Consider the following 15,913-nt stretch of genomic DNA (forward strand, 5'->3'; position numbering starts at 1 on the left):
TGCCTTTAACCCGGAAAGGCTCCCACCGCTGCCCATGCCCCATCTTCCCGAGCATCTTCTCACCGGCTACCGCAGTTTCATGAGCGGCCGCTATCTCACCGAAAGCGGCCGTTATCGCTCGCTGGCGCGAGAGGGCCAGGCACCGGAAACGATGATCGTCGCCTGCTGCGATTCGCGGGCCGCGCCCGAAGCGATCTTCGATGCCGGGCCGGGCGAGCTGTTCGTGCTGCGCAATGTCGGCAATCTGGTGCCGCCCTATGCGCCAGACGATCAGTTCCACTCGACATCGGCGGCGCTCGAATTTGCGGTGCAGAGCCTCAAGGTCAAGAACATCGTGGTGATGGGCCACGGCCGCTGCGGCGGCATCCGCGCGGCACTCGACACCACGGCCGCACCCTTGTCGCCGGGCGATTTCATCGGCAAGTGGATGAGCCTGATCGCGCCCGCGGCCGAGACCGTATCGTCGAGCACCTTCATGACCGCGACCGAGCGCCAGACGGCATTGGAGCGCATCTCGATCCGCTATTCCATCGCCAATCTGCGTACCTTCCCTTGCGTCTCGATCCTCGAAGGCAAGGGGCGACTGTCGCTGCACGGTGCCTGGTTCGATATTTCGACCGGCGAGCTTTGGGTGATGAACAAGGAAACCGGCGATTTCGAGCGGCCGGAGACGGAGTAGGAGACGAGGCATGATGCGAGCTCGGTTCGCGTTCGCGGCGGCGGCACTGCTTTGCTCGGCAAATGTCGCCCGTGCCGACGATAGCGCGATCATAGACCGCTGGTATTCGGCACTGCTGATCGCCGACCGCACCGAATTGTCGGACCTGCTTGCCGACAACGTCCGCATCAAGCTCGACGACCTCGGCGTAGTGCAAAGCAAGCAGGAATTCATCGCCTCGATCGCCGAGTGGCAAGGCGCCGTCGCCGGGGCCGAAATCCGCCATCGGATCGAGAAATCGGAGGGCGGCGTCACCACTGTCATCGCCTGCTATGATTTTCCCAGCAACGACATGCTGATGCAGGAGACCTTTGCGGTCGCCAACGACCAGATCACCGCCAGTTCGCAGGCCGCGATCGCCGAAAACTGCGACAGCTACTGACGGAACCATGAACGGGACCCGCTGTTGCGCGCAACCGGCCGGCGCCTTACATCGGTGGCGATCCATCTTCTCCCGCCACTCAGCGAAAGTTTGCCCATGCCGTCCACCGTCGACCTCGCCGCCCATCCGCTGACCGCATGGCAAGGGCCGCTCGGCCTGCCCGATTTCACACGCATCGGAGACGGCGATTTTTCTCCGGTCTTCGACGCGGCCCTGAAGGCGCATGAGGCCGAGATCGGAGCGATTGCCGGCAACACCGGGACGCCGACGATCGAAAACACGCTTGCCTCGCTCGAGCTTGCCGGCGAGGCGCTCGACCGTGTCTCCTCGATCTTCTGGTGCCGCGCCGGCGCCCACACCAATGAGGCGATCCAGGCGCTGGAGCGCGACATCTCGCCGAAGATGTCGCGGCACTTCTCGGCGATTTCGATGAATGAGCGACTGTTTGCCCGCATCGACGATCTCTATCAGCGCCGCGAGGCTTTGAAGCTCGATGCCGAAACGCTGCGGGTCTTGGAAAAGACCTGGAAAAACTTCGTCCGCTCCGGCGCCAGGCTCGACGCCGAAGGCAAGAAGCGGCTGGCCTTGATCAACGAGGAATTGTCCTCGCTCGGCACCAATTTCGGCCAGAACGTGCTTGCCGACGAGCGCGACTGGGCGTTGTTCCTCGACGAGGCCGACCTTGCCGGCCTGCCGGAATTCCTGAAAAGCTCGATGGCGGAAGCCGCCGAGATGCGCGGCCAGAAGGGCCGCTACGCCGTCACTCTGTCGCGTTCGATCTACGAGCCGTTCTCGACCTTCTCAGAACGCCGCGATCTGCGCGAGACGGCGTTCCGCGCCTTCATCATGCGTGGTCAGAATGGCGGCGCCACCGACAACACGGAAGTAGTGCGCGACATGCTGCGCCTGCGCGCCGAGAAGGCGAAGCTGCTCGGCTATCCTTCCTACGCCGCATTGAAGCTCGACGATACCATGGCCAAGACGCCGGAGGCGGTGCACACGCTGCTCGATCCGGTCTGGGAAAAGGCGGTGGAAAAGGCCGCAGGCGACCAGGCCGAATTGCAGCGGCTGGCGGCCGAGGCCGGCAGCAACGAGAAATTCGCCGCCTGGGACTGGCGCTTCTATCAGGAGAAGCTGCGCGCCGAGAAATTCGCCTTCGACGAGGCCGAGCTGAAGCCGTATCTGCAGCTCGACCGCATCATCGACGCCTGTTTCGACGTGGCAACACGATTGTTCGGCATTTCTTTCGAAGAAAAGAAGGGCATTGCCACCTGGCATCCGGACGCACGTGTTTTCGTGGTGAAGAATGCCGACGGCAGCGAGCGCGGCCTGTTCCTCGCCGATTATTTCGCGCGGCCCTCGAAGCGCTCCGGCGCCTGGATGAGCGCGCTGAAATCTGGTTATAGGCTTGGCCCTGGCTCGAAGCCGGTCATCTACAACATCATGAACTTCGCCAGGCCGCCGGCCGGCGAGGCCGCCTTGCTGTCGGTCGATGAAGCCAAGACGCTGTTCCACGAATTCGGTCATGCCCTGCACGGCATGCTGACCGACGTCACTTGGCCGTCGGTCGCTGGCACCTCGGTCAGCCGCGATTTCGTCGAACTGCCTTCGCAGCTTTACGAGCACTGGCTGACGGTACCGGCGGTGCTGGAAAAACATGCGCTGCATGTCAAGACCGGCAAGCCGATGCCAAAGGCGCTGCTCGACAAAATGCTGGCGGCGCGCACCTTCGGCGCCGGTTTCGCCACGGTCGAGTTCACCGCCTCGGCGTTGGTCGACATGGCCTATCACGCCCGCCCGGATGCGCCGGACCAGCCGCTTCGTTTCGAAGCCGAAACGCTCGAAAAGCTCAATATGCCCGACACCATCGCCATGCGTCACCGCACCCCGCATTTCGGCCATATCTTTGCCGGCGATGGCTATTCTGCCGGCTATTACTCCTACATGTGGTCGGAAGTGCTTGACGCCGATGCTTTCGCCGCCTTCGAGGAAACAGGCGATCCCTTCAACCCGGCGCTGGCCGAGCGGCTGCGCAAGAATATCTACGCCGCCGGCGGCTCGAAGGACCCCGAAGAACTCTACACCGCCTTCCGCGGCAAGATGCCTTCACCGGAAGCGATGATGGCCAAGCGCGGGCTGGTGTGATGCATGCCCGCTCTTGTCACCGGTTCTCTTTCCATCCTGATTGATCTCGGCCGCCGTCATGGCGTCGGGTTACGCACCGCCTGATCCGGTTTCCGCCGGTCCCGTTCGGCCTTTTTGGCTGCGGCCGCGTCGTTGAGGTGACTGCACTTAATGCGGTCTCCATCGTTCCGGCCGAAGGAGCCGCGTTCATGGCGGTGCTACGGGCTGTGCGGGGCAGGCAACGACAGCTTGCCCGCTATGCTGATCGGCCGCTGCCGCATCTGGATCGCGCCTTGCGACGACCGCTACGGAAACTCTCAGTCGCGAAGTGGCAGCCCCGCCAATGGAAGGCGGGGCTGGTAAGTTTGATTGTCTCGGCGAAGGTTTTTGCCGAGGCGATTGGCCTAGGCAGGCACAAAGCCAAAATAGGCTTTGTAGGAAGCCCCCTCGCCGGAAATCAGGGGCGTTTCCACTTTGAACCCAATCCCGCTGAAGGTGGTATTGTTCGTACGTGCCGCGAGCAACACCATCTGCTTTGCGGAGATGGTCACTGTCGCGCTCCCGATCCTGTCATCGCCCCAATCGAAGAGATCGCTAATGGCGCCGCCGATCGATGGCATCAAGGATCCCAGGGCGGGGCCGGCTATCGCGGCAATGATAGGTCCTGCCACCGGAATGAGGCCCAAAGCCAGCGTGCCCGCCGTATGGACGCCCATGACGATCTTCTGCACCTCGTCCTTGTATTTGTTGGGGTCGCCAAAATCGTTTTCCATCAGCACCGTGCCGATATTGATGCCGTAGGGCTTGCCTCGATAGATTTCCATAAGGTCGGGTCTCGTATCTCCGGCATCGACGTCGCCATAGACCTGACTGCGCCTGGTGTCGGCGATCTGCGGCGTTGTCACGCTGACGATGACATAGGGTTCGTCCGCACTCGATCCCTGATCCCAGTCGGTCTCGCCGAAGCAATGGAGGCCGGTATAGTGGACGACGACGTCTCGAAGGTCGATCGCGCCGGTGTCGGGCCACCAGTATATGCCGCCGTTTTCAAACAGATTGGCACGGCCACCGTCGGCAAATTCGGTCTCGTCGGTCGTTGGGTACCCCAGATATGACTGTTCCCAGCCCAAGCTTTCCCACTTCTTTCGAATGTCACCGTACACCACGTTGGCTCCTGTGTTCGGTGTCCAGTAGATCGAGCCGGCATTGGCAAAATGGTTGTAGCGCCCGACGCCGTCGGGAGTTCCGGTTTCGTCGGTGACCGGATAGCCGAGAACCGAGCGCTCCCAGCCCATTGCTGCCCATTTGCCGCGAATTGCCCCCCAAATCGCTTGAGCACCGGTGTTCGGTGTCCAGTAGATCGAAGCGGTATTGTTGTTGAAGTGATTGTATCGGCCGACGCCGTCGGGAGTTCCGGTTTCGTCGGTGCAGGGAATGCCCCACGCGAGACCGCCAAGCGCAATCCACTTCCTGTAGATTTCGCCATGGATCTCAAAGGCGTCGTGCATGGCATCGTTGTAACAAATGCATGAGCCGTTCTTGAGATACCAGGCTTTTCCAGTGTCCTTCCTGTCGATCTCGGCGAAGCCGGCGCCTCCAAGGGAGTTGTACTTTTGCTGTATGACAGCTTCGGGCGAGAGGAGCGACCAAGGCCCGATCCTGAGCTGGTCGGAAAGTCTTGTGGCTCCAGCGCGGATGGTGCCGGCACGCAATCTCGAAGTTGCTCTGGCAGTATACGGCATGACCTTTTCCTTCCTGTGAGTGTTGGTATCGGGGGCTTCAGGCCTCCGGCGATCGGTTTTGATCGACGAGCCGAGGTTCCCAGACCGCGACTTACGGACGGCTTACAGAGTTCCGAGCTGCGCCAGAGTAATTCCAGGAAAAGTGTGGAACGGTTTTCCGTCCGGAATTGCGCAAAAATAAAGAGATAGAGCGGTTCGGCGTTTCCGTGAAACGATGAACCGGTCTAGAGAAACGGGCGCACGAGCGAACGCAGCAAAGGCGAGGGCTCGTCATCGCCGGTCGAAGCGAGCGCGCGTTCATAGCGCCGGTAATCCTCGATGGCGCCGGCATGATCGTTCCTGGAGAGGCTCTCCTGGATGAGCGTGCCATGGAGTTTGGCCGATTCCGGGTAGAAATCGAGCGCACGCCGGCACGCCTGGCGTGCCCGATCCGCATTGCCTTGACTCTGCCAGTGTTTGGCGATCCGCACGGCAAGCTCCACAAACCCATCCCGCACCCGGTCGGCCGCGGCATTCGACCAGGCGGGCATCGGGGCATTCGAGAAAAGCGGGCCGACAAAGCCTTCCAGCAGCATCTCCTGCTCCTCGATTGCGCAGTCTCTTTGGCCCGACAGAACGGGTTTCAGCCGGTCTTCCCAATCCTGCAGATCGATCCAGACCTTGTCGGCAGCGAGCCGCAAACGGCCTTCTCTCAGCGTTACGAGTTCGCCTTGCCCGAGCAATTTGCGCAGACGATGCAGCGCCTGCTCCAAGGCCGCTTTGGCCTGGTCGCCGTCGAGGTCGGGCCAGAGCCAATCCTGCAGGGTTTCCACCGAACAGACCTGGTCCCTCGACAGGCAGATAATGCGCAATATGTCGAGCGCGCGGGTAGGTTTGGCACCGGGCGCGACCTCGGCACCATCGATTTCGAGGCGGAAGCCTCCCATCAAGTGGATCCTGAGCGGCCAACGCCACTGGGCGGGTCGGCCAGCGGGCGGGACCAGATATCGCGCCCGAACGACACGGCGGCAGAGATCGACGTCGATCTTTCGCTCCAGCGCATCGGCGACAAGATCGGCCAATAGGTCCGGCAGGTTGAGCAGGATTGCGGAGGGGTTGACCTGGCGCAACGCCTCCATGAATTCAGCCAGACGACTGCCATAGGACGCGCCGCCGTTCCACTTCTGCTCCAGGGCCTGAGCGGCCAGAATGTTGAGTTCGACGCGCTGGCGAGGGCCGCCGCTCAGCCTTTCGACGATCTCCTGGAGTAGCGCAATGGCCTCCGCTGGACGCCGATCGGCCAGCAGGACCTGGTATTTGGTGACGTAATGCGGCCAGCGTTCGATCATCGGCTCATTCGCCCGCTCGATCGCATCCATGAAGGCATCGCAGTCGAGATAAGCCTTGACGAAGTCGCCGTTGCGCGTGTGCATCGCCGCGTGGCAGTCGGCGACTACAGCGACCTGGGTTGTGAACCTGCTGTCCGCGATCTCGTCCAGCCGGGAGACGAGCGCATTGAATTCCGAGAACCTGTTGTGAAGCTTCATCAGCAATTGAAGCTGATAGAGGGCGCTGAACTCGACGCCCCGTAAGGCGTGCCGCTCGCCTATCGCCGTTGCGCGTCGCAACGCATCCTCGGCCGAGGCATAGACAAAACCGCGCCGCGAATAGGGGAAGTAACGGCCGCTGGCCGAGCCAAAGGACACCAGCCACATGCCGAGCACCAGCGGCGGGATATCCGGATGTTCGAGATCGGCGGCAACGCTGTCCACGGCATTGGCAAAAATGTCGCGCTGCCCCGACGAGGTCGCGTAGTCGATGAGCGCTTCGCTTGCCAGCAGGCGCAACTCGACCGAATCCTCGATCGGCAGATGTGTCAGGCGCTGCTGGATATCATTCACGAGGCGCTTCGCGTCATGGACGTCGAATTCGCCAGGTTCGGCGAAATCGACGGCCCGCAGGATGCCGAGCCTGACCATCATGAGTTCCTCCGGATCCAACTCCGGCAATCCCCTGGCAAGAACCTGTGAGGCTCGGCGCGTCCAATCCGCCAGCCCCTCATGCGTACGCCAGCTGGCAGTCTTGACTACGACCGCCCGCGCGACCGTCAGGCATTGGCCGCGCATGTCGGTGTTCTCGAATGCTTGCCATGCCTTGGAGAAGTGCGGTTCGGCCTTCGCATCGTCCGATGCGAAGGCGACGCCCAGCCAATAATGGACCCACCCGTCCATCTGGTCGGGGGGCAGCCTATTGCACCATTCGACGAAGCTGGCCCTGCGCCCTTGCGAGAGAACGCCGTTAGCGCACTCCAGAATGAGCTGGCGTGCCAGCGGCCAGGCGCCCGCCTGCAACGCCAGCACGATTGCCGCGTCGGTTTTGTCTGCCTCGTGCAGGACCTTTGCTGCCTGCTCGCGCAGCCTGGAACGGTCCGCTTCCGTCACGCGCCGGTCCAGTAGGCCGGCAAGGTATTCGCGCAACAAGTCATGCAGCTGGAAGGCGGCGCCGCCCGGACCGTCGCGCGTGATCAGCAGCTGGCGATGCTGCAGCCGCACCAGCAGGCGAGCAGCCTGCGGCGAGCCCAGGAACGCATCGGCAAGCTCCGTGCTGATCTCCGGCAGAACGTTGAGCCTGATAAGCAGATCCTGGTCCTCCGGCGCGATGTCGCGCAGGAAATAACGTCCGACAATCTCCCGAAGGCCGGCGCCTCCGGCAAGGCCGGTCTGCGAAAGCGGGTAGTACATTCCGGCGTTGGCCAGCAGGAGAAGGCCCACCGCCCAGCCGCGCGCCTCCGAAATGTCGCCGACCTCGGACGGCGATTGCGAGCGGGCGGTGATGAGGTTGCGAGCCTCCGCAGGCGAAAACTCCAGCAGTGTTTGGTTGAGGACCGGCAACTGTCCCGACAGCACGAGGTCGGTGACATCGCCCTCGGGCAGCATCCGCGATGTGCAGATGCAGCGGACGGTGTTGGGGCGTTCGCGCAACAGGATCGCCAGCGTCCGGCGAAAGCCTGGCGCATCGGCACGATGCAGATCGTCGAGGACCAGGATCGTGCCCGGATCAAGCCGCGAGAAATAGGTGCGGAAGAACAGCCGCGCGAAATCGTCGGAATTGTCGGCATATTCCGGACCAAACACCGGCATGCCGGCATGCCTGCCGTCGAGCGACAGCGTCAGATAGTGGAAAAGGCGCGCAACGTCCTGGTCCTCGGTGTCGACCCGATACCAGTTGTACGCCGATTCGCCCTGCTTCAGGCCGCCTTGTTCCGGCCCGCTGTGTTCCAGAAAGTCGATCACCGCGGTGGTCTTGCCGTATCCACCAGGCGCAGCCAGCCAGCATGCACCGCTGTCGAGGGCCTGCGACAGCAGCGCCACTACGCGCGGACGGCTGACAATTCCCACTGGCCGGGGTGCCGAGAGCTTTGCTATCTCGCGCGGCGCGTCCCGGAGGGATTTATCCATTGTGAGGACTCTCGCAGCGCAGTCGCCTCGCGAAAACAGGCAATCGGTTCGCCCGCAACAACAAATCGCCGGCCGGCGTTGTGCTCGCCTGACGTGCCGTGCTCGCCGGCAAGGTCGCGGTTATCCCTTGTGCGACATGATATGCGAAACCCCGACACTCACGTCGGCGGTGTGTCTTGCCATCACTGCGTTCATTCGCATTGCAATCGTCGCATAGCCGTTTCGTTCGTGGTCGGTAACTTCCGAGGGCTTGAAGAGCCAAGGAAGGGGTGCAACCTGCGCGTCCGCGAAATTGGCCGGCAGGTTCGATGGCAACGCTTTTTTCCCTAAAGGCAGCTCTAGCCCAAGGTCGCTAAATTCGTCCTCGAGACTGGCGTGCAGATGAGAAAGCACCACATAGATCGCCAGCTTTGATCTAGTCCTTTCTGTGTTGTTTTGATTGTACTCTTGAAGAATCTCATCGAACGATGGCGATACGTCGCTTTCCGCAGCGGTAGCTCGTGTTGCAACAGCACCGGCCAGGGCAGTCGCTGCCATTCCTGTAAGACCTACAAAATCACGCCTTGTCGTGCTGGTCATGGTGAATTCCCCTCGGTTTTGAAGACGGGCCAAGTCTGGCAAGGACGAGGCGCAGTAGCAATAGGCCGCATACGCTACTGGTGTAGAAGGCCTTTACGTCGCCGATGTGAATCCACCCGGCAACGATAGTGCCAAGCCGGCAGAGGCCCGCGATGCATTCGGTTGCTTCAGCTGAGGATAGCCATGGACTCCAAGCGGGTCTTCGGCATGCAACCAGGCAAGGGATTCTAAAAATCCGCTGGTGGAGCTGAGGAGGATCGAACTCCTGACCTCGTCATTGCGAACGACGCGCTCTCCCAGCTGAGCTACAGCCCCGTCCAGCGGATGGGGCTTTTATCGGCCGCTGCGGTTTCCTGTCAAGGCTGCGCTTGCTGCCGAAATGCCGTTCGGCCGTTCGTCCGGCTTCGCGATGTGGCGGAAGACGGCTCTTGCCGCTTTCACCTACAGTGGCTACATGTCGGCAGCAATCGGAGACCGGCATGATCGCCCTCATTCAGACCATTGTCATGGCGCTTGACCTTTACTGGTGGATCATCATCGCCTCGGCGATATTTTCCTGGCTCTACGCCTTCAACGTCGTCAACTCCCGCAACCAGTTCGTCGACACCATCAGCAACATGCTCTACCGGCTGACCGAGCCGGCGCTTCGGCCGATCCGCCGCTTCATGCCCGACCTCGGCGGCATCGACATCTCGCCGATCATCCTGCTGCTGATCCTGTTCTTCATCCGGCAGTTCCTGCTCACCACCGTACTTTCGCTGGTCGTCTGAGGGCGTCGATGAGCGCGCCGTTTCGCACGCGCGCCGACGGCATCGACCTGTTCGTCCGGCTGACGCCGAAAGCGGCGATGGACAGGCTGGACGGCATCGAAACATCGGTGGATGGGCGAAGCTATCTAAAAGCCCGCGTCCGCGCCGTGCCGGAAAACGGAGCCGCCAATCGAGCGCTGGAAAGGCTGGTAGCTAAGGCGCTTGGCGTGCCGGCATCGGCCGTCTCGATCGCCGCCGGCGGCACAGCTCGGCTGAAGACGCTGCGCGTGCTTGGCGATCCCGCGGCGCTGGCGAACGCATCGATACGCTGGGCACCCCTGCGCCATGATCTCGGCTCGCTCACTTACCCCGCAAAAAAAGGCCGGGCTGCAAAGCCCGGCCAGATGTGAAGGTCGAAAACCTTCAGAGGGGAACGCGCCGGACGAATGGGAGGAAACATCCGACGCGCATTGCATATGGGTTGGTGTCGACGACGTTTCAATGAGCCCGGGGGAACCACCTTCGCGATCAGGCTTTTAAACATTTCGACTATCTGATCAGCAGCTCGACGACGTCGATCCGTCCTATCGCGACTGATGCGGCAGGACACCCACCGCAACCCGACCGGAAAGCTCAATTATGACCGCCACTCGAGTCCTATTCTTCGATGTTCTGGGAACCGTCGTTGATTGGCGCAGCGGTATCGCAAGGGAGGCCGGCGCCTTCCTCGCGCGAAATGGTGTACAGCAGGTCGATCCCGGTGAATTCGCCGATGCGTGGGCGTCGCGCTATGACGCCTCGACCGAGGCGGTGCGGACGGGGCACCGGCCTTTCGTTTCACTTGACGTGATCAACAGGGAGAGTCTGGACGCCACCCTCGTCCAGTTCGGGCTGGCCCCGTCCGAGCTGCCGACCGCCGAACTTGAGGAACTCAACCTCGCCTGGCACCGGCTGGAGCCGTGGCCCGATTCGCTGAAAGGCCTTGCGAGGCTAAAGGAACGCTTCATCATCGTGCCTTTGTCAGGAGCCAATACCCGGCTGTTGCTGGATATGGCCAAGCGCGCCGGCCTGCCTTGGGACACCGTCCTTGGCTCGGATGTGTTCGGCACCTACAAGCCTGCGCCGCAGGCTTATCTCCGCGCATTGGAGATCCTGGAGGTGCGACCTGCGGAGGCCGTGTTAGTCGCCGCGCATAATGACGACCTGGCTGCGGCACGAAAATGCGGTATCGGAACCGCCTTTGTTGCTCGGCCAAAAGAGCATGGCCCGGCGCAGACGACCGATCTCTCGCCTCTTGAGAGCTGGGACTTTGTGGCCGACGACCTTGTCCATCTCGCCCAAGTTCTCCCGTAGGCCGAGGGCAAAAAACCTAAGCGATGTCGTCGCGGATGCAGGCCTTCAGATGGCCCTCGGCTGTCGCCCTCAGCGGCGGCACAGCCCCGGCGCAAGCCTCCAGCGCAAACGGGCAACGGGTTCGGAAAACGCAGCCCGACGGCGGGTTTGCCGGGCTTGGAATATCGCCCTTGAGCACCTGCCGGCCTTGCCTGGCCAGCGGATCGAGCGATGGAATGGCTGACAGCAGCGCGCGTGTGTAGGGATGCTGCGGCCGGGCATAAAGCTCGGCCGCCGGCGCAACCTCCATGATGCGCCCGAGATAGAGCACGATGACCGTGTCGCAGATGTACTCGACGACAGCCAGATCGTGCGAAATGAACAGCATAGTCAGGCCGAGCCGGAGCTGCAGGTCGCGCAACAGATTGATGATTTGCGCCTGGATCGAGACGTCGAGTGCCGAGACCGGCTCGTCGGCAACGATGAATTCCGGCTCGAGCGTCAGCGCCCGGGCGATGCCGATGCGCTGGCGCTGGCCGCCCGAAAATTCATGGGCGTAGCGGTCATAGGCGTCGACCGGCAACTCGACCGCGGCAAGTGCCTTCTCGGCCTTCGCCCGCCGCTCGGACTTCTTGCCGATGCCTTGAATGTCCAGGCCTTCGGTGAGGATCTGCCCTATCGTCATGCGCGGCGACAGGCTGGCGAAGGGATCCTGGAAAATATACTGCATCTTGCGGCGCTGGCGGCGCAACTGGGCGGCACCCAGCCTGGTGATGTCGGTGCCGTCATAGTTGATTTGGCCGGATGTCGGCTCGATCAGACGCAGCACCGAGCGGCCGATCGTCGTCTTGCCGGACCCGGATTCGCCGACCAGGCCGACCACCTGGCCACGCCTGATATCGAAGGAAATATCCTCCAACGCCCTTACGACGGGTCCGCGCGAGAACGCTGTCGGCGCAAAATGCTTGGTCAGGTTTTTGACAGCGAGGAAAGGGGCGTCGGCCATCAGAGCTCCTCCCAGCGCAGGCAGCGGCTTTGCTGGGTCGGCGTCGCCCCAAACAATGGAGGGACCGCGGCGCGGCAGGCAGCGATAGCCATCGGGCAACGCGGCGCGAAGGAACAGCCCTTGGGTAGCAAGGCGAGCGACGGAACATTTCCGGCAATGGTCGGCAGCGGCGTTCCCGCCGCCTTCAGCGCCGTGGCCTGGCCGAGCCTCGGCACCGAGCGCATCAACCCTGCCGTATAGGGATGACGCGGACGGGTGAACACTTCGCTCACCGGACCAGTTTCGACGATACGCCCGGCATACATCACCGCCACCCGGTCGGCGATTTCGGCGACGACGCCGAGATTGTGGGTGACGAACAGGATGCCCATGCCGCGCTGCGCCTGCAGTTCGGCCAAAAGATCGAGGATCTGGGCCTGTATGGTGACGTCCAGCGCGGTCGTCGGCTCGTCGGCGATCAGCAAGCCTGGATCGCAGGACAGGGCCATGGCTATGGTGGCACGCTGGCGCATCCCGCCCGAAAGTTCGTGTGGATATTGCCGCGCCCGCTGCTTCGGATCGGGAATGCCGACCTGTTCCAGCAGCCGCACCGCGTCTGCTTCTGCCTCGCGGTGCGATTTGCCGAGATGGATGCGGATCGGTTCGGCGATCTGCTCGCCGATCGTGTAGACCGGGTTGAGGCTGGTCATCGGCTCCTGGAACACCATGCCGATCTCGTTGCCGCGTATCTTGCGCAGCGACTCGGCATCGAGGCTGGTCAATTCGGTGACCGTGCCGTTCTTGCGCCGCAGCGCAATCGACCCCTCGGCGATATGTCCGACCCTTTTCGGCAACAGGCCGATGATCGACAGGCTGGTGACGGATTTGCCGGATCCGGATTCGCCGACGAGCGCCACCGTCTCGCCGGAGCCGATCGTCAGGTCGACATCCGTTACCGCCGCGATGTCGCGCCCCGCGATGCGGAACACCGCGCGCAGGCCGGAAATCGAGAGGATCGGCGCGACACTCAGCGGAGCAGCCCCACGTCGCGAAGGATCATGTCGACCTTCGCGGTTTCTTCCTCGTTCAGGCTGCGTTGCGGCCGCGCCATGGTGTTCGAGGCGATGATGCCGAGGCTCTTCATCGCCGCCTTGAAGGCGCCGACGCCGGCCGAGCCGGCGCTGGTCCTGCCGAGCGAGATCCAGACGATCTCGAACAGTTTCAACAATCGCTCCTGCTCCAGGCGGGCTTCGGCATGCTGGCCCGCCTGCGTCAGCTTCCACAGCCTGACATAACCATGCGGGTCGACATTGGCGAGGCCCGGCACGACGCCATGCGCACCCATCGCCAGCACGCTGTCGACCAGGATCTCGGAGCCGGTCATGCCGAAGAAGCCGGGGTCGTCGGCCATGTCCTTGAGCACGTAACGCAGATTGCCGTCATCGCCGCTGGAATCCTTGATGCCCGCGATGGCGCCTTCCCTGGCGAGGCCGACCGTGGTCTTGCGCTCCAGCTTGACATGGACGCAGACCGGGATGTCGTAGGCGATGACCGGAATGTCGATCGCATCCTTGATATAGCGGAAGTGGTCGCCGATCTCCGGCTGGCTGGTGCGGGTATAAAACGGCGCGGTGACGACGATGGCGTCGGCGCCGGCCGATCTGGCGATCCGGGCGTGGTTGATGACGCGGTCGGTAGTCGGGTCGATTACCCCAGCGAAGATCGGAACCCGGCCGTTATTGACCTTGACCGCGTGCTCGAGGATGGCCCTGCGGCCCGCCTCGTCGTGGAAGACCACCTCGCTGGTCGAGCCGAGCACGAACAGCCCGTGAACACCACCGTCGAGCAGGTTCTCGATAGTGCGGGTGAACGACGGGAAGTCGATGCTGAAATCGGCATTGAGCGGGGTGACGACAGGTGGCACGACGCCGGTAAACAGGGGCATTTTGATAAACCTTTGAGGTCAGTTGAGATCGGAGCGGGGGTCGAATGCGTCGCGCAGGCCGTCACCGATGAAGTTGATGGCGAGCACGGTGAGCACCAGTGCGGCGCCCGGGAACATCCATTGCCAGGGGTAATTTTCAAGCACGACGGTGGAGCGGGCGAGATTGAGCATGTTGCCCCAGCTGGCTTCTGGCGGTGCGATGCCGAGGCCGAGGAAGGACAGGCCGGCCTCGAGCAGGATGGCGTTGGCGATCTGCAAGGTGGCGTAAACGACCAGGATATCGATGCAATTGCGCAGGCCATGCCGGAACAGCAGATGCGGCAGCCCCGCGCCCATGCCGCGGGCGGCAACGACGAAATCGCGCTCGCGCAGTTCGAGCAGCCGGGCGCGCACCATGCGCGACAGCACCGGCCAGGAGAGCAGCGAGATCACCAGTATGGTCGGGGCGATGCCGGTGCCGGCAATCGAAGCCAGCACCAGCAGGAAGATCACCGGCGGCAGCGTCATCGCCAGATCGACCAGGCGCATCACCGTGCCGTCGACGAGGCGCCCGCCAAAGCTGGCGACGGCACCGACCAGGAAGCCGATGACGGTGGAGATGGCGACCGAGCTGACGGCAACCAGCAATGAGATTCGCCCGCCTTGCAGCAACCGGGCCATGACGTCGCGCCCGACGCCGTCGCTGCCCAGCCAATGAATGGCCGACGGCGCCTTGTTCATTGCTCGGAGGTCGATGGTGTTAGGACCGAACGGCCACCACAAAGGATACGTCGAAACCGCCAGCAGGATCGGGATGACGATCAAAAGCCCGGCACGCGCCGCGCGGTTTTCGAAAAAGCGGTCGAGCGCGCGGCGAAGCGGGCCTTTGGTTTGCGGCACGGCTGTCGTATCCGGCGCAGTGATTACCATCACGCCACCTGAATGCGCGGGTCGACGACGGCATAGACGACGTCGGTCAACAGGTTGACCAGGATGACGCAAACGCCGATCACCAGCGTGGCGCCCATGATCACCGGGTAGTCGCGGGTGCCAACGGCATTGACCAGAAGCAGTCCCATGCCCGGCCAGTTGAACACGCTTTCCAGGAAGATAGCGCCGCCGATGGCGATGCCGACAGTCGAGCCGATTAGCGTGATGACCGGCAAGAGCGCGTTGCGGGTCGCGTGCTTGATGATAACCCAGAACTCGCGCACGCCCTTGGCACGCGCCGTCCGCACGTAATCCTGGTTGAGCACTTCCAGCAGCGAGGCGCGCATGTAACGCATGATCAGCGCGGCATGGCCGACGGACAGCAGGCAGGCGGGCAGGACGAGGTGCGCAAGCACATCCGTCGCCGAGAACGGCGCACCGGCGGTCTGCATGCCGCCGGACGGCGCCCAGCGCAGCAGCACCGAGAAGAAATAGAGACCGAGCAGCGCTGTCAGAAAAGCCGGGCTGGAGATACCGATAAACGACAGCACCGACAGCGCGATGTCGGATGGTTCGTTACGGCGCACCGCGCTGAAAATGCCGGCGGAAATGCCGAGCACGATGGCGATCGCCAGGCCCGTACCCATCAGCAGCGCCGTCGGGCCGATGCGTTCCATGACCAGTGGCAGCACGGCAACGCCGCTGCGCTGGATCGAATAGCCGAAGTCACCGCTCAGCGCCGCGCGCAGCCAGGCGAGATACTGCACGGGAAGCGGCCGATCGAGCCCGAGCCGTTCGCGCAGGCCCTCGAGGTCGGAAGCCGACATGGGGACCGATGGGTTGATATAGGCGTCGATCGGATCGCCCGGCGCCAGCCGCAACAGGATGAAGATGAGGACGCTGAGCGCGACCAGCATCAGCAATCCTGTGGCGCTGCGGCGGGCGATGAAGCTCAACATGGGCTTTCCGTGGCGGTGGCAGGCGGCGCCAAAGTGGTCCCGCCTGCTCGCT

13 protein-coding genes, 1 tRNA gene and 1 pseudogene are annotated in these 15,913 nt (G+C 62.8%); 6 read left to right on the top strand and 9 right to left on the bottom strand.

Features of this window, described 5'->3' with window-relative positions; genetic code table 11:
- Positions 1–34: 34 nt before the first annotated feature.
- From NKI24_RS26525 to NKI24_RS26535, 3 genes are all read left to right on the top strand, one after another.
- Complete coding sequence (locus tag NKI24_RS26525) at positions 35–679, top strand: carbonic anhydrase (RefSeq protein WP_352451260.1); 645 nt, start codon at positions 35–37, stop codon at positions 677–679.
- Between the two features lie 13 nt (positions 680–692).
- Entirely contained in the window at positions 693–1,100 is a 408-nt protein-coding gene (locus NKI24_RS26530) for a nuclear transport factor 2 family protein (RefSeq protein WP_352451322.1), read from the top strand.
- A 90-nt stretch (positions 1,101–1,190) separates the two neighbouring features.
- The gene (locus tag NKI24_RS26535) at positions 1,191–3,245 is read left to right on the top strand and encodes a M3 family metallopeptidase (RefSeq protein WP_352749723.1); all 2,055 of its coding nucleotides are present in this window, start codon (positions 1,191–1,193) and stop codon (positions 3,243–3,245) included.
- Between the two features lie 383 nt (positions 3,246–3,628).
- Here the strand turns inward: NKI24_RS26535 and NKI24_RS26540 are convergent, their stop codons facing one another.
- From NKI24_RS26540 to NKI24_RS26555, 4 genes are all read right to left on the bottom strand, one after another.
- On the bottom strand, positions 3,629–4,966 hold the full coding sequence (locus NKI24_RS26540; protein ID WP_352749654.1) for an LGFP repeat-containing protein: 1,338 nt from the start codon (positions 4,964–4,966) through the stop codon (positions 3,629–3,631).
- 224 nt (positions 4,967–5,190) lie between these two features.
- Positions 5,191–8,403: an AfsR/SARP family transcriptional regulator gene (locus NKI24_RS26545; protein ID WP_352749657.1), complete on the bottom strand. Its 3,213-nt coding sequence runs from the start codon at positions 8,401–8,403 to the stop codon at positions 5,191–5,193.
- A gap of 120 nt (positions 8,404–8,523) precedes the next feature.
- Positions 8,524–8,982 carry a hypothetical protein gene (locus NKI24_RS26550; RefSeq protein WP_352742840.1) on the bottom strand — a complete coding sequence of 153 codons (459 nt, stop codon included), beginning with the start codon at positions 8,980–8,982 and terminating at the stop codon, positions 8,524–8,526.
- A 239-nt stretch (positions 8,983–9,221) separates the two neighbouring features.
- Positions 9,222–9,297, bottom strand: a tRNA-Ala gene (locus tag NKI24_RS26555).
- 164 nt (positions 9,298–9,461) lie between these two features.
- Here NKI24_RS26555 and NKI24_RS26560 point away from each other — a divergent pair.
- The 3 genes and pseudogenes from NKI24_RS26560 to NKI24_RS26570 all read left to right on the top strand — a co-directional run bounded on the left by NKI24_RS26560 (position 9,462) and on the right by NKI24_RS26570 (position 11,084).
- Positions 9,462–9,752, top strand: coding sequence for a YggT family protein (locus NKI24_RS26560; protein WP_023678162.1), 291 nt, complete (start codon positions 9,462–9,464; stop codon positions 9,750–9,752).
- 8 nt (positions 9,753–9,760) lie between these two features.
- Positions 9,761–10,051 (top strand): annotated as a pseudogene (locus NKI24_RS26565) (DUF167 family protein); the annotation flags it as partial.
- 319 nt (positions 10,052–10,370) lie between these two features.
- Complete coding sequence (locus NKI24_RS26570; protein ID WP_352749660.1) at positions 10,371–11,084, top strand: haloacid dehalogenase type II; 714 nt, start codon at positions 10,371–10,373, stop codon at positions 11,082–11,084.
- Positions 11,085–11,100: 16 nt separating this feature from the next.
- Here NKI24_RS26570 and NKI24_RS26575 read toward each other — a convergent pair whose 3' ends face one another.
- From NKI24_RS26575 to NKI24_RS26595, 5 genes are read right to left on the bottom strand one after another with little or no spacing between them, the layout of a single operon-like run.
- A complete protein-coding gene (locus NKI24_RS26575; RefSeq protein WP_352749663.1) occupies positions 11,101–12,069 on the bottom strand; it encodes an ABC transporter ATP-binding protein in 969 nt (322 codons plus the stop codon).
- Entirely contained in the window at positions 12,069–13,079 is a 1,011-nt protein-coding gene (locus NKI24_RS26580) for an ABC transporter ATP-binding protein (RefSeq protein ID WP_352749726.1), read from the bottom strand. The genes NKI24_RS26575 and NKI24_RS26580 overlap by 1 nt, the downstream gene beginning before the upstream one ends.
- Positions 13,076–13,993 carry a dihydrodipicolinate synthase family protein gene (locus tag NKI24_RS26585; protein WP_352749666.1) on the bottom strand — a complete coding sequence of 306 codons (918 nt, stop codon included), beginning with the start codon at positions 13,991–13,993 and terminating at the stop codon, positions 13,076–13,078. The genes NKI24_RS26580 and NKI24_RS26585 overlap by 4 nt, the downstream gene beginning before the upstream one ends.
- Positions 13,994–14,011: 18 nt before the next feature.
- Positions 14,012–14,902, bottom strand: coding sequence for an ABC transporter permease (locus NKI24_RS26590; RefSeq protein ID WP_352749669.1), 891 nt, complete (start codon positions 14,900–14,902; stop codon positions 14,012–14,014).
- Positions 14,902–15,861: an ABC transporter permease gene (locus NKI24_RS26595; RefSeq protein WP_023678169.1), complete on the bottom strand. Its 960-nt coding sequence runs from the start codon at positions 15,859–15,861 to the stop codon at positions 14,902–14,904. Before NKI24_RS26595 ends, NKI24_RS26590 begins: the two co-directional genes overlap by 1 nt.
- Positions 15,862–15,913: the final 52 nt, after the last annotated feature.

It is taken from the genome of Mesorhizobium sp. M0701, assembly GCF_040320365.1.
In the GTDB taxonomy this organism is placed as follows: Bacteria; Pseudomonadota; Alphaproteobacteria; order Rhizobiales; family Rhizobiaceae; genus Mesorhizobium.

Coding starts and splice junctions, on each gene's coding strand:
- NKI24_RS26550 (WP_352742840.1), bottom strand. CDS start 8,982: ATGACCAGCACGACAAGGCGTGATTTTGTAGGTCTTACAGGAATGGCA.
- NKI24_RS26540 (WP_352749654.1), bottom strand. CDS start 4,966: ATGCCGTATACTGCCAGAGCAACTTCGAGATTGCGTGCCGGCACCATC.
- NKI24_RS26525 (WP_352451260.1), top strand. CDS start 35: ATGCCCCATCTTCCCGAGCATCTTCTCACCGGCTACCGCAGTTTCATG.
- NKI24_RS26590 (WP_352749669.1), bottom strand. CDS start 14,902: ATGGTAATCACTGCGCCGGATACGACAGCCGTGCCGCAAACCAAAGGC.
- NKI24_RS26545 (WP_352749657.1), bottom strand. CDS start 8,403: ATGGATAAATCCCTCCGGGACGCGCCGCGCGAGATAGCAAAGCTCTCG.
- NKI24_RS26575 (WP_352749663.1), bottom strand. CDS start 12,069: ATGGCCGACGCCCCTTTCCTCGCTGTCAAAAACCTGACCAAGCATTTT.
- NKI24_RS26585 (WP_352749666.1), bottom strand. CDS start 13,993: ATGCCCCTGTTTACCGGCGTCGTGCCACCTGTCGTCACCCCGCTCAAT.
- NKI24_RS26560 (WP_023678162.1), top strand. CDS start 9,462: ATGATCGCCCTCATTCAGACCATTGTCATGGCGCTTGACCTTTACTGG.
- NKI24_RS26530 (WP_352451322.1), top strand. CDS start 693: ATGCGAGCTCGGTTCGCGTTCGCGGCGGCGGCACTGCTTTGCTCGGCA.
- NKI24_RS26570 (WP_352749660.1), top strand. CDS start 10,371: ATGACCGCCACTCGAGTCCTATTCTTCGATGTTCTGGGAACCGTCGTT.
- NKI24_RS26595 (WP_023678169.1), bottom strand. CDS start 15,861: ATGTTGAGCTTCATCGCCCGCCGCAGCGCCACAGGATTGCTGATGCTG.